The organism is Rhodoferax sp. (genome assembly GCF_028714215.1).
GTDB lineage: Bacteria > Pseudomonadota > Gammaproteobacteria > Burkholderiales > Burkholderiaceae_C > Rhodoferax.
In genome coordinates, this window is sequence record NZ_JAQTMS010000004.1 from 76,273 (window position 1) to 91,712 (window position 15,440).

General features: G+C 63.8%; 15 protein-coding genes. 9 read left to right on the forward strand and 6 right to left on the reverse strand.

Annotation, left to right across the window (positions count from 1 at the left end):
• Window positions 1-215 precede the first annotated feature (215 nt).
• The 6 genes from PHS32_RS03130 to PHS32_RS03155 form a co-directional block, all read right to left on the reverse strand.
• On the reverse strand, window positions 216-608 hold the full coding sequence (locus tag PHS32_RS03130; RefSeq protein WP_301077426.1) for a nuclear transport factor 2 family protein: 393 nt from the start codon (window positions 606-608) through the stop codon (window positions 216-218).
• 345 nt (window positions 609-953) lie between these two features.
• Window positions 954-1,127 carry a hypothetical protein gene (locus PHS32_RS03135; RefSeq protein ID WP_301077339.1) on the reverse strand — a complete coding sequence of 58 codons (174 nt, stop codon included), beginning with the start codon at window positions 1,125-1,127 and terminating at the stop codon, window positions 954-956.
• A complete protein-coding gene (locus PHS32_RS03140; RefSeq protein WP_301077340.1) occupies window positions 1,114-1,308 on the reverse strand; it encodes a hypothetical protein in 195 nt (64 codons plus the stop codon). The genes PHS32_RS03135 and PHS32_RS03140 overlap by 14 nt, the downstream gene beginning before the upstream one ends.
• A gap of 51 nt (window positions 1,309-1,359) precedes the next feature.
• Complete coding sequence (gene ureC, locus PHS32_RS03145) at window positions 1,360-3,078, reverse strand: urease subunit alpha (protein ID WP_301077341.1); 1,719 nt, start codon at window positions 3,076-3,078, stop codon at window positions 1,360-1,362.
• Window positions 3,078-3,407: an urease subunit beta gene (locus PHS32_RS03150; RefSeq protein ID WP_301077342.1), complete on the reverse strand. Its 330-nt coding sequence runs from the start codon at window positions 3,405-3,407 to the stop codon at window positions 3,078-3,080. The genes ureC and PHS32_RS03150 overlap by 1 nt, the downstream gene beginning before the upstream one ends.
• A 5-nt stretch (window positions 3,408-3,412) precedes the next feature.
• Window positions 3,413-3,715: an urease subunit gamma gene (locus PHS32_RS03155; RefSeq protein ID WP_301077343.1), complete on the reverse strand. Its 303-nt coding sequence runs from the start codon at window positions 3,713-3,715 to the stop codon at window positions 3,413-3,415.
• A gap of 114 nt (window positions 3,716-3,829) precedes the next feature.
• Between PHS32_RS03155 and PHS32_RS03160 the strand changes: the two genes are divergently transcribed.
• The 9 genes from PHS32_RS03160 to PHS32_RS03200 all read left to right on the forward strand — a co-directional run bounded on the left by PHS32_RS03160 (window position 3,830) and on the right by PHS32_RS03200 (window position 15,400).
• Entirely contained in the window at window positions 3,830-7,408 is a 3,579-nt protein-coding gene (locus PHS32_RS03160) for an ATP-binding protein (protein ID WP_301077344.1), read from the forward strand.
• Window positions 7,398-8,384: a response regulator transcription factor gene (locus PHS32_RS03165; RefSeq protein ID WP_301077345.1), complete on the forward strand. Its 987-nt coding sequence runs from the start codon at window positions 7,398-7,400 to the stop codon at window positions 8,382-8,384. Before PHS32_RS03160 ends, PHS32_RS03165 begins: the two co-directional genes overlap by 11 nt.
• A gap of 87 nt (window positions 8,385-8,471) precedes the next feature.
• The gene (locus tag PHS32_RS03170) at window positions 8,472-9,659 is read left to right on the forward strand and encodes a GGDEF domain-containing protein (protein ID WP_301077346.1); all 1,188 of its coding nucleotides are present in this window, start codon (window positions 8,472-8,474) and stop codon (window positions 9,657-9,659) included.
• A gap of 62 nt (window positions 9,660-9,721) precedes the next feature.
• On the forward strand, window positions 9,722-10,108 hold the full coding sequence (locus PHS32_RS03175; RefSeq protein WP_301077347.1) for a MerR family transcriptional regulator: 387 nt from the start codon (window positions 9,722-9,724) through the stop codon (window positions 10,106-10,108).
• Window positions 10,099-10,563 carry a PaaI family thioesterase gene (locus tag PHS32_RS03180; RefSeq protein WP_301077348.1) on the forward strand — a complete coding sequence of 155 codons (465 nt, stop codon included), beginning with the start codon at window positions 10,099-10,101 and terminating at the stop codon, window positions 10,561-10,563. Before PHS32_RS03175 ends, PHS32_RS03180 begins: the two co-directional genes overlap by 10 nt.
• 223 nt (window positions 10,564-10,786) lie before the next feature.
• Window positions 10,787-12,709, forward strand: coding sequence for a 5'-nucleotidase C-terminal domain-containing protein (locus PHS32_RS03185; protein WP_301077349.1), 1,923 nt, complete (start codon window positions 10,787-10,789; stop codon window positions 12,707-12,709).
• A gap of 168 nt (window positions 12,710-12,877) precedes the next feature.
• Window positions 12,878-13,483: a pyridoxamine 5'-phosphate oxidase family protein gene (locus tag PHS32_RS03190; protein WP_301077351.1), complete on the forward strand. Its 606-nt coding sequence runs from the start codon at window positions 12,878-12,880 to the stop codon at window positions 13,481-13,483.
• A gap of 349 nt (window positions 13,484-13,832) precedes the next feature.
• The gene (locus PHS32_RS03195) at window positions 13,833-14,159 is read left to right on the forward strand and encodes a helix-turn-helix transcriptional regulator (protein WP_301077353.1); all 327 of its coding nucleotides are present in this window, start codon (window positions 13,833-13,835) and stop codon (window positions 14,157-14,159) included.
• Window positions 14,156-15,400, forward strand: a complete 1,245-nt coding sequence (locus PHS32_RS03200; RefSeq protein ID WP_301077354.1) for a type II toxin-antitoxin system HipA family toxin — start codon at window positions 14,156-14,158, stop codon at window positions 15,398-15,400. Before PHS32_RS03195 ends, PHS32_RS03200 begins: the two co-directional genes overlap by 4 nt.
• Window positions 15,401-15,440: the final 40 nt, after the last annotated feature.

Consider the following 15,440-nt stretch of genomic DNA (forward strand, 5'->3'; position numbering starts at 1 on the left):
GTGGCGAAGCGTATCGCTGAGGCACGCCATGGCAGCAGCACTTGTCCCGCATGTTCCGAACAACGCTGTGGTCTACTTCTTGACGCCGAATACATGGCCCAGTTAGCTTAGTCTTCTGCGTGTAAAGGCTCATCCGAGCACATTGATACCATGCATGGAAGGAAAGTCCCGACCAACCATCAACCTTCAGCGCTCCAACAAGCAGACGCGAGTACTCACTGAATTCTCTCAACGAGGTGCTTCCGATTTCCAGGCGCGGGATAGGGCTCTGGCCAGAATTCGACTTGCCTGGCAATCTTGCCGTCAACGACGGTGAAGAATGAGATAGCGTTCGCACTCTGTACTCCGTCGGTTACGCTGACGTCCGAGACCACTTCCGAATCGCTGCCGATGATGCGGTTGACGGTGAAGGTCCAAAAGCCGCTACTGGGGTACTCGGCGTTCACCGTGGCAAACCGTTCCTTACCTCGAATCCGCTCATTGCTTTGTGGCCAGTCAAGGGTGTAGTCATCGGCGAGAACTGCACCAACGGAATGAAAGTCGTTTGAGGCCATGAGTCGCCAAAACTCTCTGACGACTTCGATGGCAGTAAGCGGAATTGTGTGCATAGGGCAATGGGAGAACGTAAAGAAATCACTAACGTGTAAACCAAGACAATCAGTCAAATTCACAGGCATTTTGCCATTTGACAAGTTCGTTGTAATCGACTGAAAACGCTGCTCGGCAGTGGTCTATGAAACCAGCGTTGACCGGTCCGCAATACTTTGAAATTCAACTTCCAGAAAGCTGCCAGTGGTGAGCAGTTGCGTCGCTGCCGACCAACTTTTCAGAAACCAATCCTTGAAAAGTGCGCCAACTGATTGGCGATACCGTTCGGCACTGGCCGGCCAAGCGTCGATGGTCACGCACCATAAGAGTCGCCATCCTGAACTCCTGGGACAAATGACCGTAAGCTAAAGTTTTTTCGCCCCGGTCAACTTTGCAAGTGCCTTGTCAAAGGTGGCAAGCGGCAGATGGCCGGCCTTGCGGGCAATCTCAAGCACCAGGCAGTCCGAAAAACCCAGAGCTGGCTTGGCGCGGAATTGCGCCAGCGCGGCACTTACCACGTCGGCGTCAATCCCGAGCATGTAGCCTTTGCATGCGCTGGCGAATCCCCTGCTTGAGTTCGACCAGCGTCTTTGCGCGCTGAGTACCCGGTGGTACATCCGAAAAAAGGGTTTGATGCACTTCGTCCGTGCTGTGGCGCTTGGAGTGGTCCAGCACGATCCGCTCGCCCTTGGACGCAATCTTTGATTGAGCTGTTTGCATGGCACCACATTATCACTTTACCCTGGTAATGTGGAAATTCCTGATCTGACCTCAAAACAGAAAGTAGCGCTGCGTCAGCGGCAAACTCGTAGCCGCCTCGCAAGTCAGCAACTGACCGTCGGCGCGCACGGTGTAGGTTTGTGCGTCGATCTCCATCTTGGGCAGGTAGCTGTTATGCAGCATGTGCTGCTTGCGCACGCCGCGAATGTTTTTCACGGCGCTCAAGGTTTTGGCCAGGCCGAAGCGTTCCTTGATGCCGGCATTCAAACCGGCTTGCGAAACGAAGGTCAGCGAGCCGCGCGCCAGGGCGCCGCCATAGGCGCCGAACATGGCTCGGTAGTGCACCGGCTGCGGCGTCGGGATGGAAGCATTGGGGTCGCCCATGGCGGCCATGGCGATGAAGCCGCCCTTCAAAATCAGGGCCGGTTTGACGCCAAAGAAGGCCGGCTTCCAGACCACCAGGTCGGCCCATTTGCCGACTTCTATGCTGCCGACCTCGTGGCTGATGCCGTGCGCGATGGCCGGGTTGATGGTGTACTTGGCGACATAGCGCTTGGCGCGGAAATTGTCGTTGCGCTGGCTGTCCTGCGCCAACTTGCCGCGCTGCCCCTTCATCTTGTGCGCCGTCTGCCAGGTGCGGATGATGACCTCACCGACGCGGCCCATCGCCTGACTGTCGCTGGACATCATGCTGATGGCGCCCAGGTCGTGCAACACGTCTTCGGCGGCAATGGTTTCCCGGCGGATGCGGCTCTCGGCAAAGGCCAGGTCTTCGGCTATGCCGGCATCGAGGTGATGGCACACCATCAGCATGTCCACATGCTCGTCCAGCGTGTTCACCGTGTAAGGCATGGTGGGGTTGGTGGAGGAGGGCAAAAAGTTGGCCTCACCCACCACGCGCAAGATGTCGGGCGCGTGGCCGCCGCCGGCACCCTCGGTGTGGAAGGCGCACAGCGTTCGCCCCTTGGTGGCGGCGATGGTGTTCTCGACAAAGCCGGATTCATTCAGCGTGTCGGAGTGGATCGCCACCTGCACGTCGCTCTCTTCGGCCACGTCCAGGCAGTTGCTGATGGCGGCCGGTGTGGTGCCCCAGTCCTCGTGCAGCTTCAAGCCGATAACACCGGCGTCGACCTGCTCGTGCAGCGCGGCGGGCAGGGACGCATTGCCCTTGCCCAGAAAACCCAGGTTCATCGGGAAGGCGTCGGCCACCTGCAGCATGCGCTCGATGTTCCACGGGCCAGGTGTGCAGGTGGTGGCAAAAGTGCCGGTGGCCGGACCGGTGCCGCCGCCCAGCATGGTGGTGACGCCGCTGGCCAGCGCCTCTTCAATTTGTTGCGGGCAGATAAAGTGGATGTGCGAGTCGATGCCGCCAGCGGTGACGATATTGCCCTCGCAACTGATGACCTCGGTGCCGGGGCCGATGATGATGTCGACGCCGCTCTGCACGTCCGGGTTGCCGGCCTTGCCGATGGCCACGATGCGCCCGCCCTTCAGGCCGATGTCGGCTTTCACGATGCCCCAGTGGTCCAGGATCAAGGCGTTGGTCATGACGCAGTCCACCGCGCCTTCGGACCTCGTTCTCTGCGACTGTGCCATGCCGTCGCGTATCGTCTTGCCGCCGCCGAACTTGACTTCTTCTCCGTAGCCGCCAGCGCGCAGCGTGTAGTCCTGCTCCACCTCGATCAACAGATCAGTGTCGGCCAGCCGCACCCGGTCGCCCACCGTGGGGCCGAAGATCTCGGCGTAAGCGCGTCGTCCCATCGTTGCCATCAGAGAGCTCCCTTGATGCTGGCGTCAACGGGTCCCTGGGTTAGCCCGCGAAAACCAAACACCACGCGCTCGCCGGCGTAGTCCACCAGCTCCACCGTGCGCTGCTGCCCGGGCTCGAAGCGCACCGCCGAGCCCGATGCAATGTTGAGGCGCATGCCCTGGGCGGCGGCGCGGTCGAAGCCCAGCGCGCCATTGGTTTCGGCAAAGTGGTAGTGCGAGCCGACCTGGATCGGGCGGTCTGCCGTGTTTTGCACCACCAGCGTCAAGGTGCGGCGCCCCGGGTTGAGCACATGGTCGGGGCCGTCGGTGATGATTTCGCCAGGGATCATATTGTTCAGACTATCGGTTGATGCACGGTCACCAGCTTGGTGCCGTCGGGGAAGGTGGCTTCGACCTGGATGTCGGGGATCATCTCGGCGATGCCGTCGATCACTTCGTTGCGCGTCAGCACGGTGCGGCCCAGGCTCATCAGTTGCGCCACGCTCTTGCCGTCGCGTGCGCCTTCCATCACGGCCGCGCTGATCAGGGCCAGCGCCTCGGGGTAGTTGAGTTTCAGGCCGCGCGCCTGGCGGCGCTCGGCCAGCAGGGCGGCGGTAAAAATCAGCAGCTTGTCTTTTTCACGAGGGGTAAGTTCCATTTCGTTTCACTCAATGCTTTGATTAGCTGGCTCGTGCGGCCGCAAATGCCGGCCGAACACGAGGGGTCAGTTCCATGACTCCCTCCATGCAAATCCCGTGCCGTGGCATGAAACGTGCACCACAGAGGTGTGACTTCCACCGCCCCTCCATTCCCCGCGCCCGAAGCGCTGCAACGCATCACCTTGGTGCGGCGCGACTACAACGCCTGGGTCGCCAGCGAGACCATGGAAGACTACGCGCTGCGCTTCACGCCGCAGCGTTTTCGCAAGTGGTCCGAGTGGCGCGTCGCCAACACCGCTTTCGGCGCCGCCTCCTTCCTGGTGCTGGAGGCGGTCGGCGCCACGCTGCTGGTGCAATACGGTTTTGCCAATGCCTTCTGGGCCATCCTGGCCACCGGGCTCATCATTTTCCTGGCCGGTCTGCCGATCAGCATCTACGCCGCCCGCTATGGCGTGGACATGGACTTGCTGACCCGGGGCGCCGGCTTCGGCTACATCGGCTCGACCCTGACCTCGCTGATCTACGCCTCGTTCACCTTCATCTTCTTTGCGCTGGAAGCGGCCGTCATGGCCTATGCGCTGGAGCTGGCGCTGGGCATCCCGCCCAGTTGGGGCTATCTGATTTGTGCGCTGGTGGTGATTCCGCTGGTGACGCATGGCGTCTCCACCATCAGCCGCCTGCAAGTCTGGACCCAGCCCCTGTGGCTGCTGTTGCTGGTGCTGCCCTTCTGCTATGTGTTTGCGCTTGATCCTGGTGCTTTCGCCGGGGTGCTGCACTACAAAGGGGAGCAGGGCGCGGCGCCGGGTTTCAGCTTGCCCTTGTTTGGTGCGGCGCTGACGGTGGGCATTGCCTTGATCACGCAAATGGGCGAGCAGGCCGACTACCTGCGCTTCATGCCCCAGCAGACCGGGCGCAATCGCCGTCGCTGGTGGCTGGCGGTGATGGTGGGCGGTCCCGGCTGGGTCGGTCTGGGTGTGCTCAAGATGCTGGGCGGTGCGCTGCTGGCCTGGCTGGCCATCAGTCACGCGGTGCCGCCGGACCGGGCTGTCGACCCGAACCAGATGTACCTGGCGGCCTACGAATATGTGTTCCCGAATTACGGCTGGGCGGTGGCCGCCACCGCTCTCTTCGTGGTGATCTCGCAGCTCAAGATCAACGTCACCAACGCCTATGCCGGGTCGCTGGCCTGGTCCAACTTCTTCTCGCGTCTGACGCACAGTCACCCGGGGCGTGTCGTGTGGGTGGTGTTCAACACCTTGATCGCCTTCATGCTGATGGAGATGAACGTGTTCCAGGCGCTGGGCGATGTGCTGGGCCTGTACGCCAACATCGCCATCGCCTGGATGATGGCGGTGGTGGCGGACCTGGTCGTCAACAAGCCGCTGGGCCTGTCGCCGCCGGGCATAGAGTTCAAGCGTGCCCACCTGTACGACATCAACCCGGTGGGTGTCGGCGCCATGGCGCTGGCCTCCGTCCTGTCGGTGGCGGCGCACCTGGGGCTGTTCGGCCCCATGGCGCAGGCGTTCTCGGCCCTGATCGCGTTGGGCACCGCTTTCATCGCCGCGCCGCTGATTGCTTGGGCCACCAAAGGCAGGTACTACATTGCACGCACTTCCGCCTTTGGCTGTCATCCCGGCGTAGGCCGGGATCCATTTAACGCTTGCCTGGATCCCGGCGTGCGCCGGGATGACAAGGTTTCATCAGGCTCGTTACCGAACGTCGAGCTCAAGCGCTGCGTCATCTGCGAGCGCGAGTATGAGGGTCCGGACATGGCGCATTGCCCGGCCTACCAGGGGCCCATCTGCTCGCTGTGCTGCACGCTGGACGCGCGCTGTGGCGACCTGTGCAAGCCGCACGCCAGCCTGTCGGCGCAATGGGCCGCCACCTTGCACCGGCTGCTGCCGCGGCGCAGTTGGCCGTACCTGGACACCGGGCTCGGCAACTTCCTGCTGCTGATGGCGGTGATCGTTCCGCTGCTGGCCAGCGTCTTCGGTCTGCTCTATCACCAGGAGCTGCGGGCGCTGGCGCTGGCAGTGAGCGACAGCGATTTGTTGTTGGCGCCGCACGAGGCCTTGCGCTCGGGCTTTCTGAAGGCCTATATGGCGCTGCTGGTGATCGCCGGGCTGGTGGTCTGGTGGGTGGTGCTGGCGCACAAGAGCCGCCAGGTGGCGCAGGAAGAGTCGAACCGGCAAACCCATTTGCTGATGCTGGAGATCGAGTCGCACCGGCAAACCGACCAGGCCCTGCAAACCGCCAGACTGGTGGCGGAGCAGGCGAAGCTGGCGGCCGATCTGGCGAACCAGGCCAAGAGCCGCTACATCAGCGCCATCAGCCACGAGCTGCGCACACCGCTCAACAGCATCCTGGGTTATGCGCAGTTGATGGGGGAGGACGCGTCCATTCCGGCGCATCGCAAGCAGGCGGTGAGCGTCATCAAGCGCGGTGGCGAGCATTTGCTCTCACTGATCGAGGGCACGCTGGACATTGCGCAGATCGAGAGCGGCAAGCTGACCCTGATGCAGAAGCCCATGTATTTCGCCAACTTCGTGCAGGAGCTGGCCAGCATGTTCGAACTGGAAGCGCAGGCCAAGGGACTGGCGTTCCACTTCGAGACCGAAGGCGCGCTGCCGGCACTGGTGCGGGCCGACGAAAAGCGGGTGCGCCAGATTCTGATCAACCTGCTGGGCAACGCCATCAAGTTCACGGCCAAGGGCCAGGTGCGGTTTCGCATTCGCTACGCCCGCGAGATGGCGGCGATCGCCATCGAAGACACCGGGCCGGGCTTCTCCGCGCAGGAACACGAACGGATTTTTGAGCCGTTCACGCGCGCCAACACCCCGGGGTTGACGGCACCCGGCGCCGGCCTGGGCCTGACCATTGCCAAGATGCTGACCGACTTGATGGGTGGTGAGCTGAGCGTGACCAGCAGGCCGGGCGTCGGCTCGGTCTTTCGCGTCAAGCTGTTCTTGCCGGAAGTGCATGTGACCCTTGCGTCCGGCGCCGCTGCCCCGGCGGGTTGGCCTGGGTCGCTTGCCAGCAGGGCGCGCCTGGGCTACGCCGGGCCGCGCCGGCGCGTGCTGGTGGTGGACAACGAGGAGGCTGACCGCGAGCTGCTGGTCAATTTGCTGCAGCCGCTGGGCTTCGAGCTGCGCAGCGCCGCCAGCGGCCACGATTGCCTGGACCTGCTGGCGGCCGGCTACCAACCGGAGGTCATCTTGATGGACCTGGCGATGCCCGGCATCGACGGCTGGGAGACCATCCGGCGCCTGCGCGCGCTGGGGCACGCCGGCATCTGGATTGCCATCGTGTCGGCCAATGCTTTTGACAAGGGGCTGGAGCACGACGTGGGCATCCGCGCCGAAGACTTCATCGTCAAGCCGGTGCGCCACTCCGAGCTGCTGGACTGGCTGGAACGCCGCCTGTCCCTGACGTGGCTGGAGACGGCCGCGCCGGAGTCGCTCGCCGCCGGTGCTCCACCACCGGCGCTGATTTATCCCGAGCCGAAGTCGCTGGCCGCCTTGCGCGAGGTGGTGAGCCTGGGTTACTACCGCGGCATCATGAACCAGCTCAATGAGATCGAGCTGAGCCAGGCGCTGTGCGCGCCCTTTGTCCTGGAGATGCGGGCGCTGGTCAAGCAGTTCCAGTTCGAGGCCATGAGCCAGCAGTTGATGCAGGTGTGCGATGACAGTTAGCCGGCCCCAATCAGCCCTGGATCAGACGCTGGACCGCGCCAACAGCGATGTGGTGCTGATCGTCGACGACGTGCCCGACAACCTGTCGCTGCTGCACGATGCGCTGGATGAATCCGGCTACACCGTGCTGCTGGCGACGCACGGCGAGGCGGCCCTGGCGCGCGCCGCGCAAGTGCTGCCCGACATCGTGCTGCTGGACGCCATGATGCCTGGCATGGACGGCTTCGAAGTTGCGCGCCGGCTCAAGGCGGCGCCGCTGACGACGCACATTCCGATCATCTTCATGACCGGCCTGACCGAGACCGAATACCTGGTGGCGGCGCTGGAGGCCGGTGGCGTCGACTACGTCACCAAGCCGATCAAGCCGAAGGAAGTGCTGGCCCGCATCGGCGTGCACTTGCAGGGCGCACGCGAGAAACGCCAAGCCAGATCCGCGCTGGACGCCTTCGGTTATGCCAGCATCACGGTGCGCGCCAGCGACGGCAAGCTGATGTGGCAAACGCCCCTGGCGCGCGAGCTGCTGCTGCGCTACTACGGCACCGAGGCGCCGCGCACGCCCGAGCCGGTCTGCCAGTGGCTGCGTCGCCATGTGGCCGGCGCCGAAGTGCTGATCGAGCCGCCGCGCCTGAGCGTCGAGCTGGGCCCCAAGCGCCTGACCTTTCGCCTGCACCAGCAAATCGGCGACTCCGAGGGCGGAGGCGACTGGCTCATCATCATGCAGGAGGTGTCGGACGAGTCCGTCATCGAGGCCATGTCCTTAAGCTTTAAGCTGACGCCGCGCGAAGCCGAGGTGTTGTACTGGGTCGTCAAGGGCAAGATCAACCGCGACATCGGCGACATCCTGGGCAGCAGTCCGATGACCGTGAAGAAACACCTGGAGCGCGTGTTTGCCAAGCTGGGCGTGGAAACCCGCACCGCCGCCGCCGGCATGGCGATGAGCCGCATCCGGCAACTGCATCCGCAGTTTGAGGGTTAGACCACAAAACATCCTCCGCATGCTGGGCTGCCAGAGGGTCCGGTGTGGCGATTCGTGGGATCGGCCAAGTGCGATACTCGAAGCGCCATGTCAAAATTTTCGGTCCGCTCTGTGATGCTCCGGCTGACGGATCTGACCCGCACCCTCCAGCGCTGGCAGGCCGAGCACGCCAGCGTGGTTGACGCGGCCAACAGCATCAATCTGCAACGCTTGGGCTGGCTGGCGCCGCTGGTGGCACTGGTCAATGCCGTGCACGTGCTGGTGCTGGGCGGGCAACTGTGGATGGGGCAGCACGCGGGGCTGGCGCTGGCCTGGCGAGCAGGCCTGTTGCTGGCCCATCTGGCCATGGGGCTGGCGATGCTGGGCTGCGCCGTGGCGCTGCGCTACGCCGGTTCCTCAGCCTGGCGCGTCTGGCTGCCGGCCGGCACGGCCGGCATCGGCATGCTGTTTGCGGTCGTGATTGTGACCATCGATCAATGGGTCACGCCCAACGTCACGCCGTTTCTCATCAGTTGCCTGCTGATCGGCGTGGTTTTTTACAGTCGGCCGCTGCGCTCGGCGCTGCTGTATCTGTTGGCTTTTGTCAGCTATTTTTATGCTTTGAGCCTGACCCAGGGCAACCCGGAGCAACTGTTCTCGAACCGGCTCAACGGCATCACCGCCTGCTTGCTGGGCTGGGCCTTGACGGTGCTCATGTGGCGCCACTTCACCACCATCACGCGTCAGCAATGGCAACTGGCCGAAGTCAATGCCGCGCTGCAAGACCGGCAAACCGAACTGGAGCACCTGAGCAGCCGTGACGGCTTGACCGGCTTGTTCAACCGCCACACTTTTGTGGCGTTGACCGAACAGGAACTGGCGCGGGCGCGGCGCCACGCCAGCGCCACCACCCTGCTGTTGCTGGACCTGGACTATTTCAAGCGCATCAACGACAGCCATGGCCACCCGGCCGGCGACGCCGTGCTGCGCCATGTGGCGGCGCTGCTGAGGGATACGGTGCGCGGCACCGACCTGGTGGGGCGCCTGGGCGGCGAGGAATTCATCGTCTTGCTGCCCGACACGAGCGCCGAGGCGGCACGCGTGCTGGCCGAAAAACTGCGCCAGCGCGTCGCCGCTCAGCCGCTGGTCTGGCAGGAGTTGACGATCCCGACCAGCGTCAGCATTGGTTTGTCCGCCGCCACGCCGGAGCACCCCGCCAGTTTCGAGGGGCTGTACAGCGACGCCGACAGCGCCTTGTACGAAGCCAAGAAACGCGGGCGCAACCAGGTGGTTTAGGCGTCGCTCAGGCGACAGAGCGGCAACCTTTGCGCAAGGCGAAGCTTGCTAATCTTGGTCGCATGCAGATTTCTGAACTGGCCCAACGCACCGGCGTCTCGGTGCATGCCTTGCGGCACTACGAACGCCTCGGCATGCTCCAGCCGGCGCGCCGCGCCAGCGGCTACCGCGAGTACACCGAGGCGCAGCGGCGCGAGGTCATCTTCATCGCCATGTCGCGCAAAGTCGGGCTTTCACTCAAGGCGATTGCGGAGCAACTTCCCGCCTACCGTGCCGGGCGCCTCAGCGTCGATCAGATGGTGGCGTCGCTGCGGGCGCGGGTGGCCGAAATCGACTTGCAGACCCAAGCCCTGAAAGCCCAGCGCAGCCAGGTGATATCGCATATCGCGTGGTTGAAAAAACAGCAGCGCGGACACACAGCACGAAGGAAAACCAAACCATGGCCATAGCCAGCAACCCATCAAACCCGCAGTTTCAGCAACTTCAACAACTGGTGCTGGCCATGCCCATGGCACGCACGCTGGGCCTGGTATTTAGCCGCATCGCGGCCGGTGAAGTGGAGCTCGAAATTCCGGTACTGGAAGCCTTCACCTTCCGCCCCGGGCAACTGCAAGCCACAGCGGTGTTTGCCATCGCCGACTTCGCCGCCGTGGCGGCCGCCGGAACCCTGCTGCCACCGGGCTGGATCAATGCCACCATCGATGCCACCCTCAAGTTGGTGGCGCCCGCCAGCGGCGAACGGCTGCGGGCCCGAGGACGGGTAGTAAACGCCAGCAAGCTGCTGACGGTCTGCGCGTCGGATGTCTACGCCGTGAGCGACAGCGGCGCGGAGACGCTGTGCGCCACCTTGCTGGGCACGGCGCGCAATATCGATACTGGCAGCGGCAAGCCGGCGCCCGCGTGAGCGAGATTGCCACGGCCCGCGCCCATCCTGTCATCGAAACGTCACAGGCTTGCGACATCATGCACGCTTTCCCGGCGTTCCCGCTGGCGTGCCACTGGTGCCACACCTGATGCCTGAAACAGGCCTGAAATTCATGAAATCCTTCACTTGCGCAGCGCCACGCGTTTTGCCACAGTCTGGCCGGCCGAGCCCCAGGCCGCTTGTTTCATGGCTTGCTGCCGTCGTGCTGGCGCTGACCGCTTTGAGCAGCGTCGGCAGCCATGCCGAAGAGTCGGGACCACAGCTATCGGTGTCGGCCGCGAGTCCGGCGCCCAGCAGCGCCTTCGAGCGAATCTACCGGGTCGACGGCAACCCGGCGACGACTGCTTACCAGTCGCTGAAAGCGGCACCGGGCACGCGCCTGCCGGCGTCATCCCTCAAGAACGGCGACAAGGTCACCTTGCGGATTTTCCATTTCAATGATTTTCATCATCACCACATGGAGGTCCATCAGAAGAAGGGCGAGACCCGGAAGTTTGCCCAGATGGTCAGGATGGTCGGTGACGCGCGCCGCGCGGCCGCACCCAGGGAGGGCGTGCTGTTCTTCTCCGCCGGGGACGACCACATCGGGACGGTGCTGGACGAACTGATGGGCTCCGACGAGCAGAGCTTTGTCATGAGCCCGGCCTACCGCGCCTACTCAGCCGCCGGCTTGGACGTGGCCACGCTGGGCAATCATGAATTCGACAAGGGTTCGCGCCTGCTGGCCAAAATGATTGCCTCGGATGCAACGTTTCCGGTCCTCTCGGCCAATGTGCAGGACTCCAAGGTGCTTACCGCCGCGCTGGTTCACCCGGCCATCATCGGCGTCAGCAAAGGGGTTCGCGTCGGCGTGATCGGGATCACCACGCCGGAGGAGACCAAGACCGGATTTGCCGAAGACCCGGCGCTGAAATTCGCCGGCGTGATCGCCACGCTGAAAAATCTGGCGCCGGCGCTGGCGCGGCAAGTCGACCTGATCGTCGTCCTCTCGCACACCGGCTTCAACGGCGTCGATGCCGCCGGCGCGCGCCATGTGATTCCCGAGGGCGACATCGAGATTGCGCAGTACCTGTCGGGCCTGGGCCGGCCCGCCATGGTGATCGGCGGCCACACGCATTCGGTCCTGAACGAGCAGTCGCTCAGCGCCGCCAACGTCGTCATCGGCGTGCCCATCTTCCAGGCCGGCAGCTGGGGCTCGCACCTGGGAGAGATCGAGCTCGACGTCAGCAAGGCCGCCGGCAAGGTGTCGGTGCTGACGCGCTCCGCCAAGCTGCACAAGCTCAAGGAGCGCGATATCCGCGTTCCGGCAAGCGACCCGGCCCATGCCAATTACGAGCAGGACGCGGATGTCGATCTGGCCTTCCAGCAAACGGTGATGGCGCCCATGATGGAGCGGCTGCAGGTGCGCTTGTCCGAGCCCTTGGGCACGACCGGAAGCAGTGCCGAGATCGGGACGCCGGGCACAGTGGCGGATCGCTACGTGGGCGAGTCGGCCATCGCCAATTTCATGAACGACGCGATTGTCGCCAGCAGCGCCAGCTTCCCCGGCGGGCGCGTCGACTTTGCCGCCTTCAATGCGTCCGGCATCTCGGCCGGCGTTCCGCTGGACGCGGCACTCACCTTCAGCGACTGGTTTGCCGTGATGCCCTACGCCGACGTGATACGCATCGTTGAAATGAGCGGCCGGCAGATCAAGGACATGCTGCAGAGCAACGCCCAGCGCCTGGTGCGCCCCGGCGAGCAGGTCAAGCTGGCTGGCTTTGTCTCACGCGGCTTGCTGCATTTCTCCGGCGGCATCCGCTACACGGTCAGCCTGGGCGGCGACGCGACGCAGGCCCAGGCGCTCAACATCACGCTGGCCGGACAGCCGGTCGATGCGGTGCTGGAGCGCAAGTACCGCGTGGTTTTCAGCGACTACATTTCCAACGGCAACGAAGGCTGGAAGGGCGCTCCCGTTCTGGCCGGCCTGCCAAGCAGCATTGTCGGCTTCGACATCAAATCATTGGGTGCCAAGGACACCGGCCTGATCTACCGCAACGAGATCGCCGCTTACATCAAGGCCAAGGGTGTGGTCGGCACTGCGACCGGGGCCAGCAAAGATGGGCGTCTGAGCGTCGCTCCATAAGCCGGATCCGGTAGTTGCATCCGCAAATCGATTCAAGCCCCCAGCCCCGCCAGGGGTTGAGTCGCTGCAGAAGATCTCGCGTTACGATTGCGATCTCGGCCGGGGTCAATGCACTCCGCGAATCGCTTCGGCCCGCGTTCCCCGTGCAACACCGTCACCGCATCCACCATGAACATAGACACCCTGGAAAAACTCCGCGCTCTGTACGCCGCACCGAAGGAGCGGGCGGTCAGGAAACAGCTTTCGGCACTGGATTCGCATTGCCGGCGTTTCATCGAACTTTCGCCTTTTGTCGTCGTCGCCAGCGGCAACGTGACGCAGGCCATGGACGCATCCCCACGCGGCGGAGCGCCTGGCTTCGTCAAGGCACTGGACGAACGTACGCTGCTGATCCCCGATGCGCCGGGCAACAACCGGCTCGACACGCTGGAAAACATCCTTGGCACTGGCAAAGTCGGCTTGCTGTTCATGATTCCCGGCATCGACGAGACCTTGCGCGTCAACGGCGCGGCGCGCCTGTCGTGCGATGAGGAGCAACTCCAGCTTTTCGCCGGCGAGAAGCACAGGCCCAAACTGGTGATAGAGGTATCGGTCGCCGAGGCCTACCTGCACTGCGCCAAGGCCCTGATGCGCTCCGGTCTGTGGCAGGCGTCCTCCCAAGTAAAGCGCTCGCTGCTGCCGACCATGGGGCAGATGATCAACAGCCAAACGGGCATTGAGGCGCCGGCCGAAACGCAGGAAGAAATGCTGGGGCGCTACGCCGCTGATCTGTAGCCGCCCTGTGGCGGGAATGGCGGATTTTCTGCTTCAACTCACACCAGTCGAGACGGCCGAGGTGGTCACAAACTGTGACCACCTCCAGAAGCTCAAATTCTCGAAGGTCGCTGTGCGTGAACTCACAACACCAGCTCAGCCACCGAAGCGACCCATCGGGTTCCTGCCGTTGGAGGACGAGAAGGACAAACCCAGGGGTGCCGCTGCAGGGCGCGCGAAGAAGTCGACCTAGCCAAACCAGGATAGCCGCCGCTGATCTGTAGGCCCGCGAATTCGAGGGCTTTCAGCGTCATTTATCAAATGATCTATAAAGAGCTTTTAATGTGCGTTATTGATTACAATAGCTCCTATGGGAACATTTGCACTTCTGACGCACACAGAAATCTGCCGTGAACTCGGTCAGCGCTGCAAGCACTTGCGGCTGCAGGCCAACCTCAGCCAGCTTGAGCTGGCGCAGCGCGGCGGCGCTTCGCTGTCGTCGATCCGCCGTCTGGAAGCCAGCGGGCAGGCCACGCTGGAACTGCTGGTGCGCGTGACGCAAGCGCTGCACCTGGTCAGCCATCTGGAAAACCTGCTGGTGGTGCCGGCGCTTAGCATTGCCGATGCCGAGCGCGCGCTAGCGGCCAAGCAACGCCAGCGTGCCGCTGCGCCACGGCGGGCGAAGAAACAGGCATGAAGAAACTGCAAGTCATCTACGCCGGCTGGGGCGAACGCTGGCCACTGGGCACGCTGGCCGATACCGGGCAGCAGATCCTTTTTGAATACTCGGCGCAAGCGCGTGCGCAAGGCCTGGAACTCTCGCCCCTGCGGGCCCCGCTTGCGGCAGTGGGCGCCATTGCGGGTGAGCCCTTCTTCATGGGTTTGCCGGGGCTGTTGGCCGATTCGCTGCCGGATGGCTGGGGCTTGCTGTTGATGGACCGCGCTTATCAAAGGGCCGGGCGGCCACCCGCGCGCTTGTCGCCGCTGGAGCGCCTGGCCTTCATCGGCACGCGCGCCATGGGGGCGCTGATGTTCGAGCCGGCCGACGCTGTGGCGCTGGCGCCGGGTGATCTGACACTCAAGCAACTAGCCCTTGAGACCGCGCTGGTACTGGCCGATGAAGATGCCAATGAAGCACTGGCGCATTTGCTGGTGCTGGGCGGCTCACCGCAGGGTGCGCGGCCCAAGGTGCTGGTCGACTACAACCCGGCCAGCGGGCGCATCAGCAGCCCGGGTGACGAAGGCAACGCAAGCGACGCTGAGCCGTGGCTGATCAAATTCCCCGCCAGCCAGGAGCATCGCGATGTCTGCGCGGTGGAGGCTTTGTACGCCCGGCTGGCCGTGCACTGCGCTCTGGACATGCCACCAGCAAAATTCTTTGGCTTGGACGGTCGCTACAGTGCGTTTGGCGTGCGCCGCTTTGACCGTGAGGCGGGGCTGCGCGTGCCCATGCAAAGCTTGTCCGCCGCGCTGCACGCCGACTACCGGCAGCCGACGCTGGATTACGAAATGCTGCTGCGCCTGACGCGGCGCCTGACCGGCGACGAGCGCGAAGTCGGCAAAGCCTTCGAGCGCTGCGTGTTCAATGTGCTGACCCACAACCGCGACGACCACAGCCGCAATTTTGCTTTTTGCCTGGACCGCCAGCGGCACTGGAAACTGGCCCCGGCCTTCGACCTGACCTACAGCGAAGGCCCGCGCGGCGAGCACTTCACCAGCATCGCCGGTGAAGGCTTGGCGCCGGCGCGCCAGCACCTGCTGGAACTCGCCCGCCGCGCCGCCATCCCAGCCCGGAAAGCCCAGGCCAGCATGGACCGCCTCTGCGAAGGCATGAGCGCTTTGCCGGAATTGGCCAAGGATCTGCCGATCCGCAAAACCCGCCTGGCAGCGCTGCGCAAAGTGCTGGAGGAAGACCGGCGCAGAGTGGCCAAGCCCTGACGGACCGGCACCCATTACCGGGATTCGACACGCAGGGCGC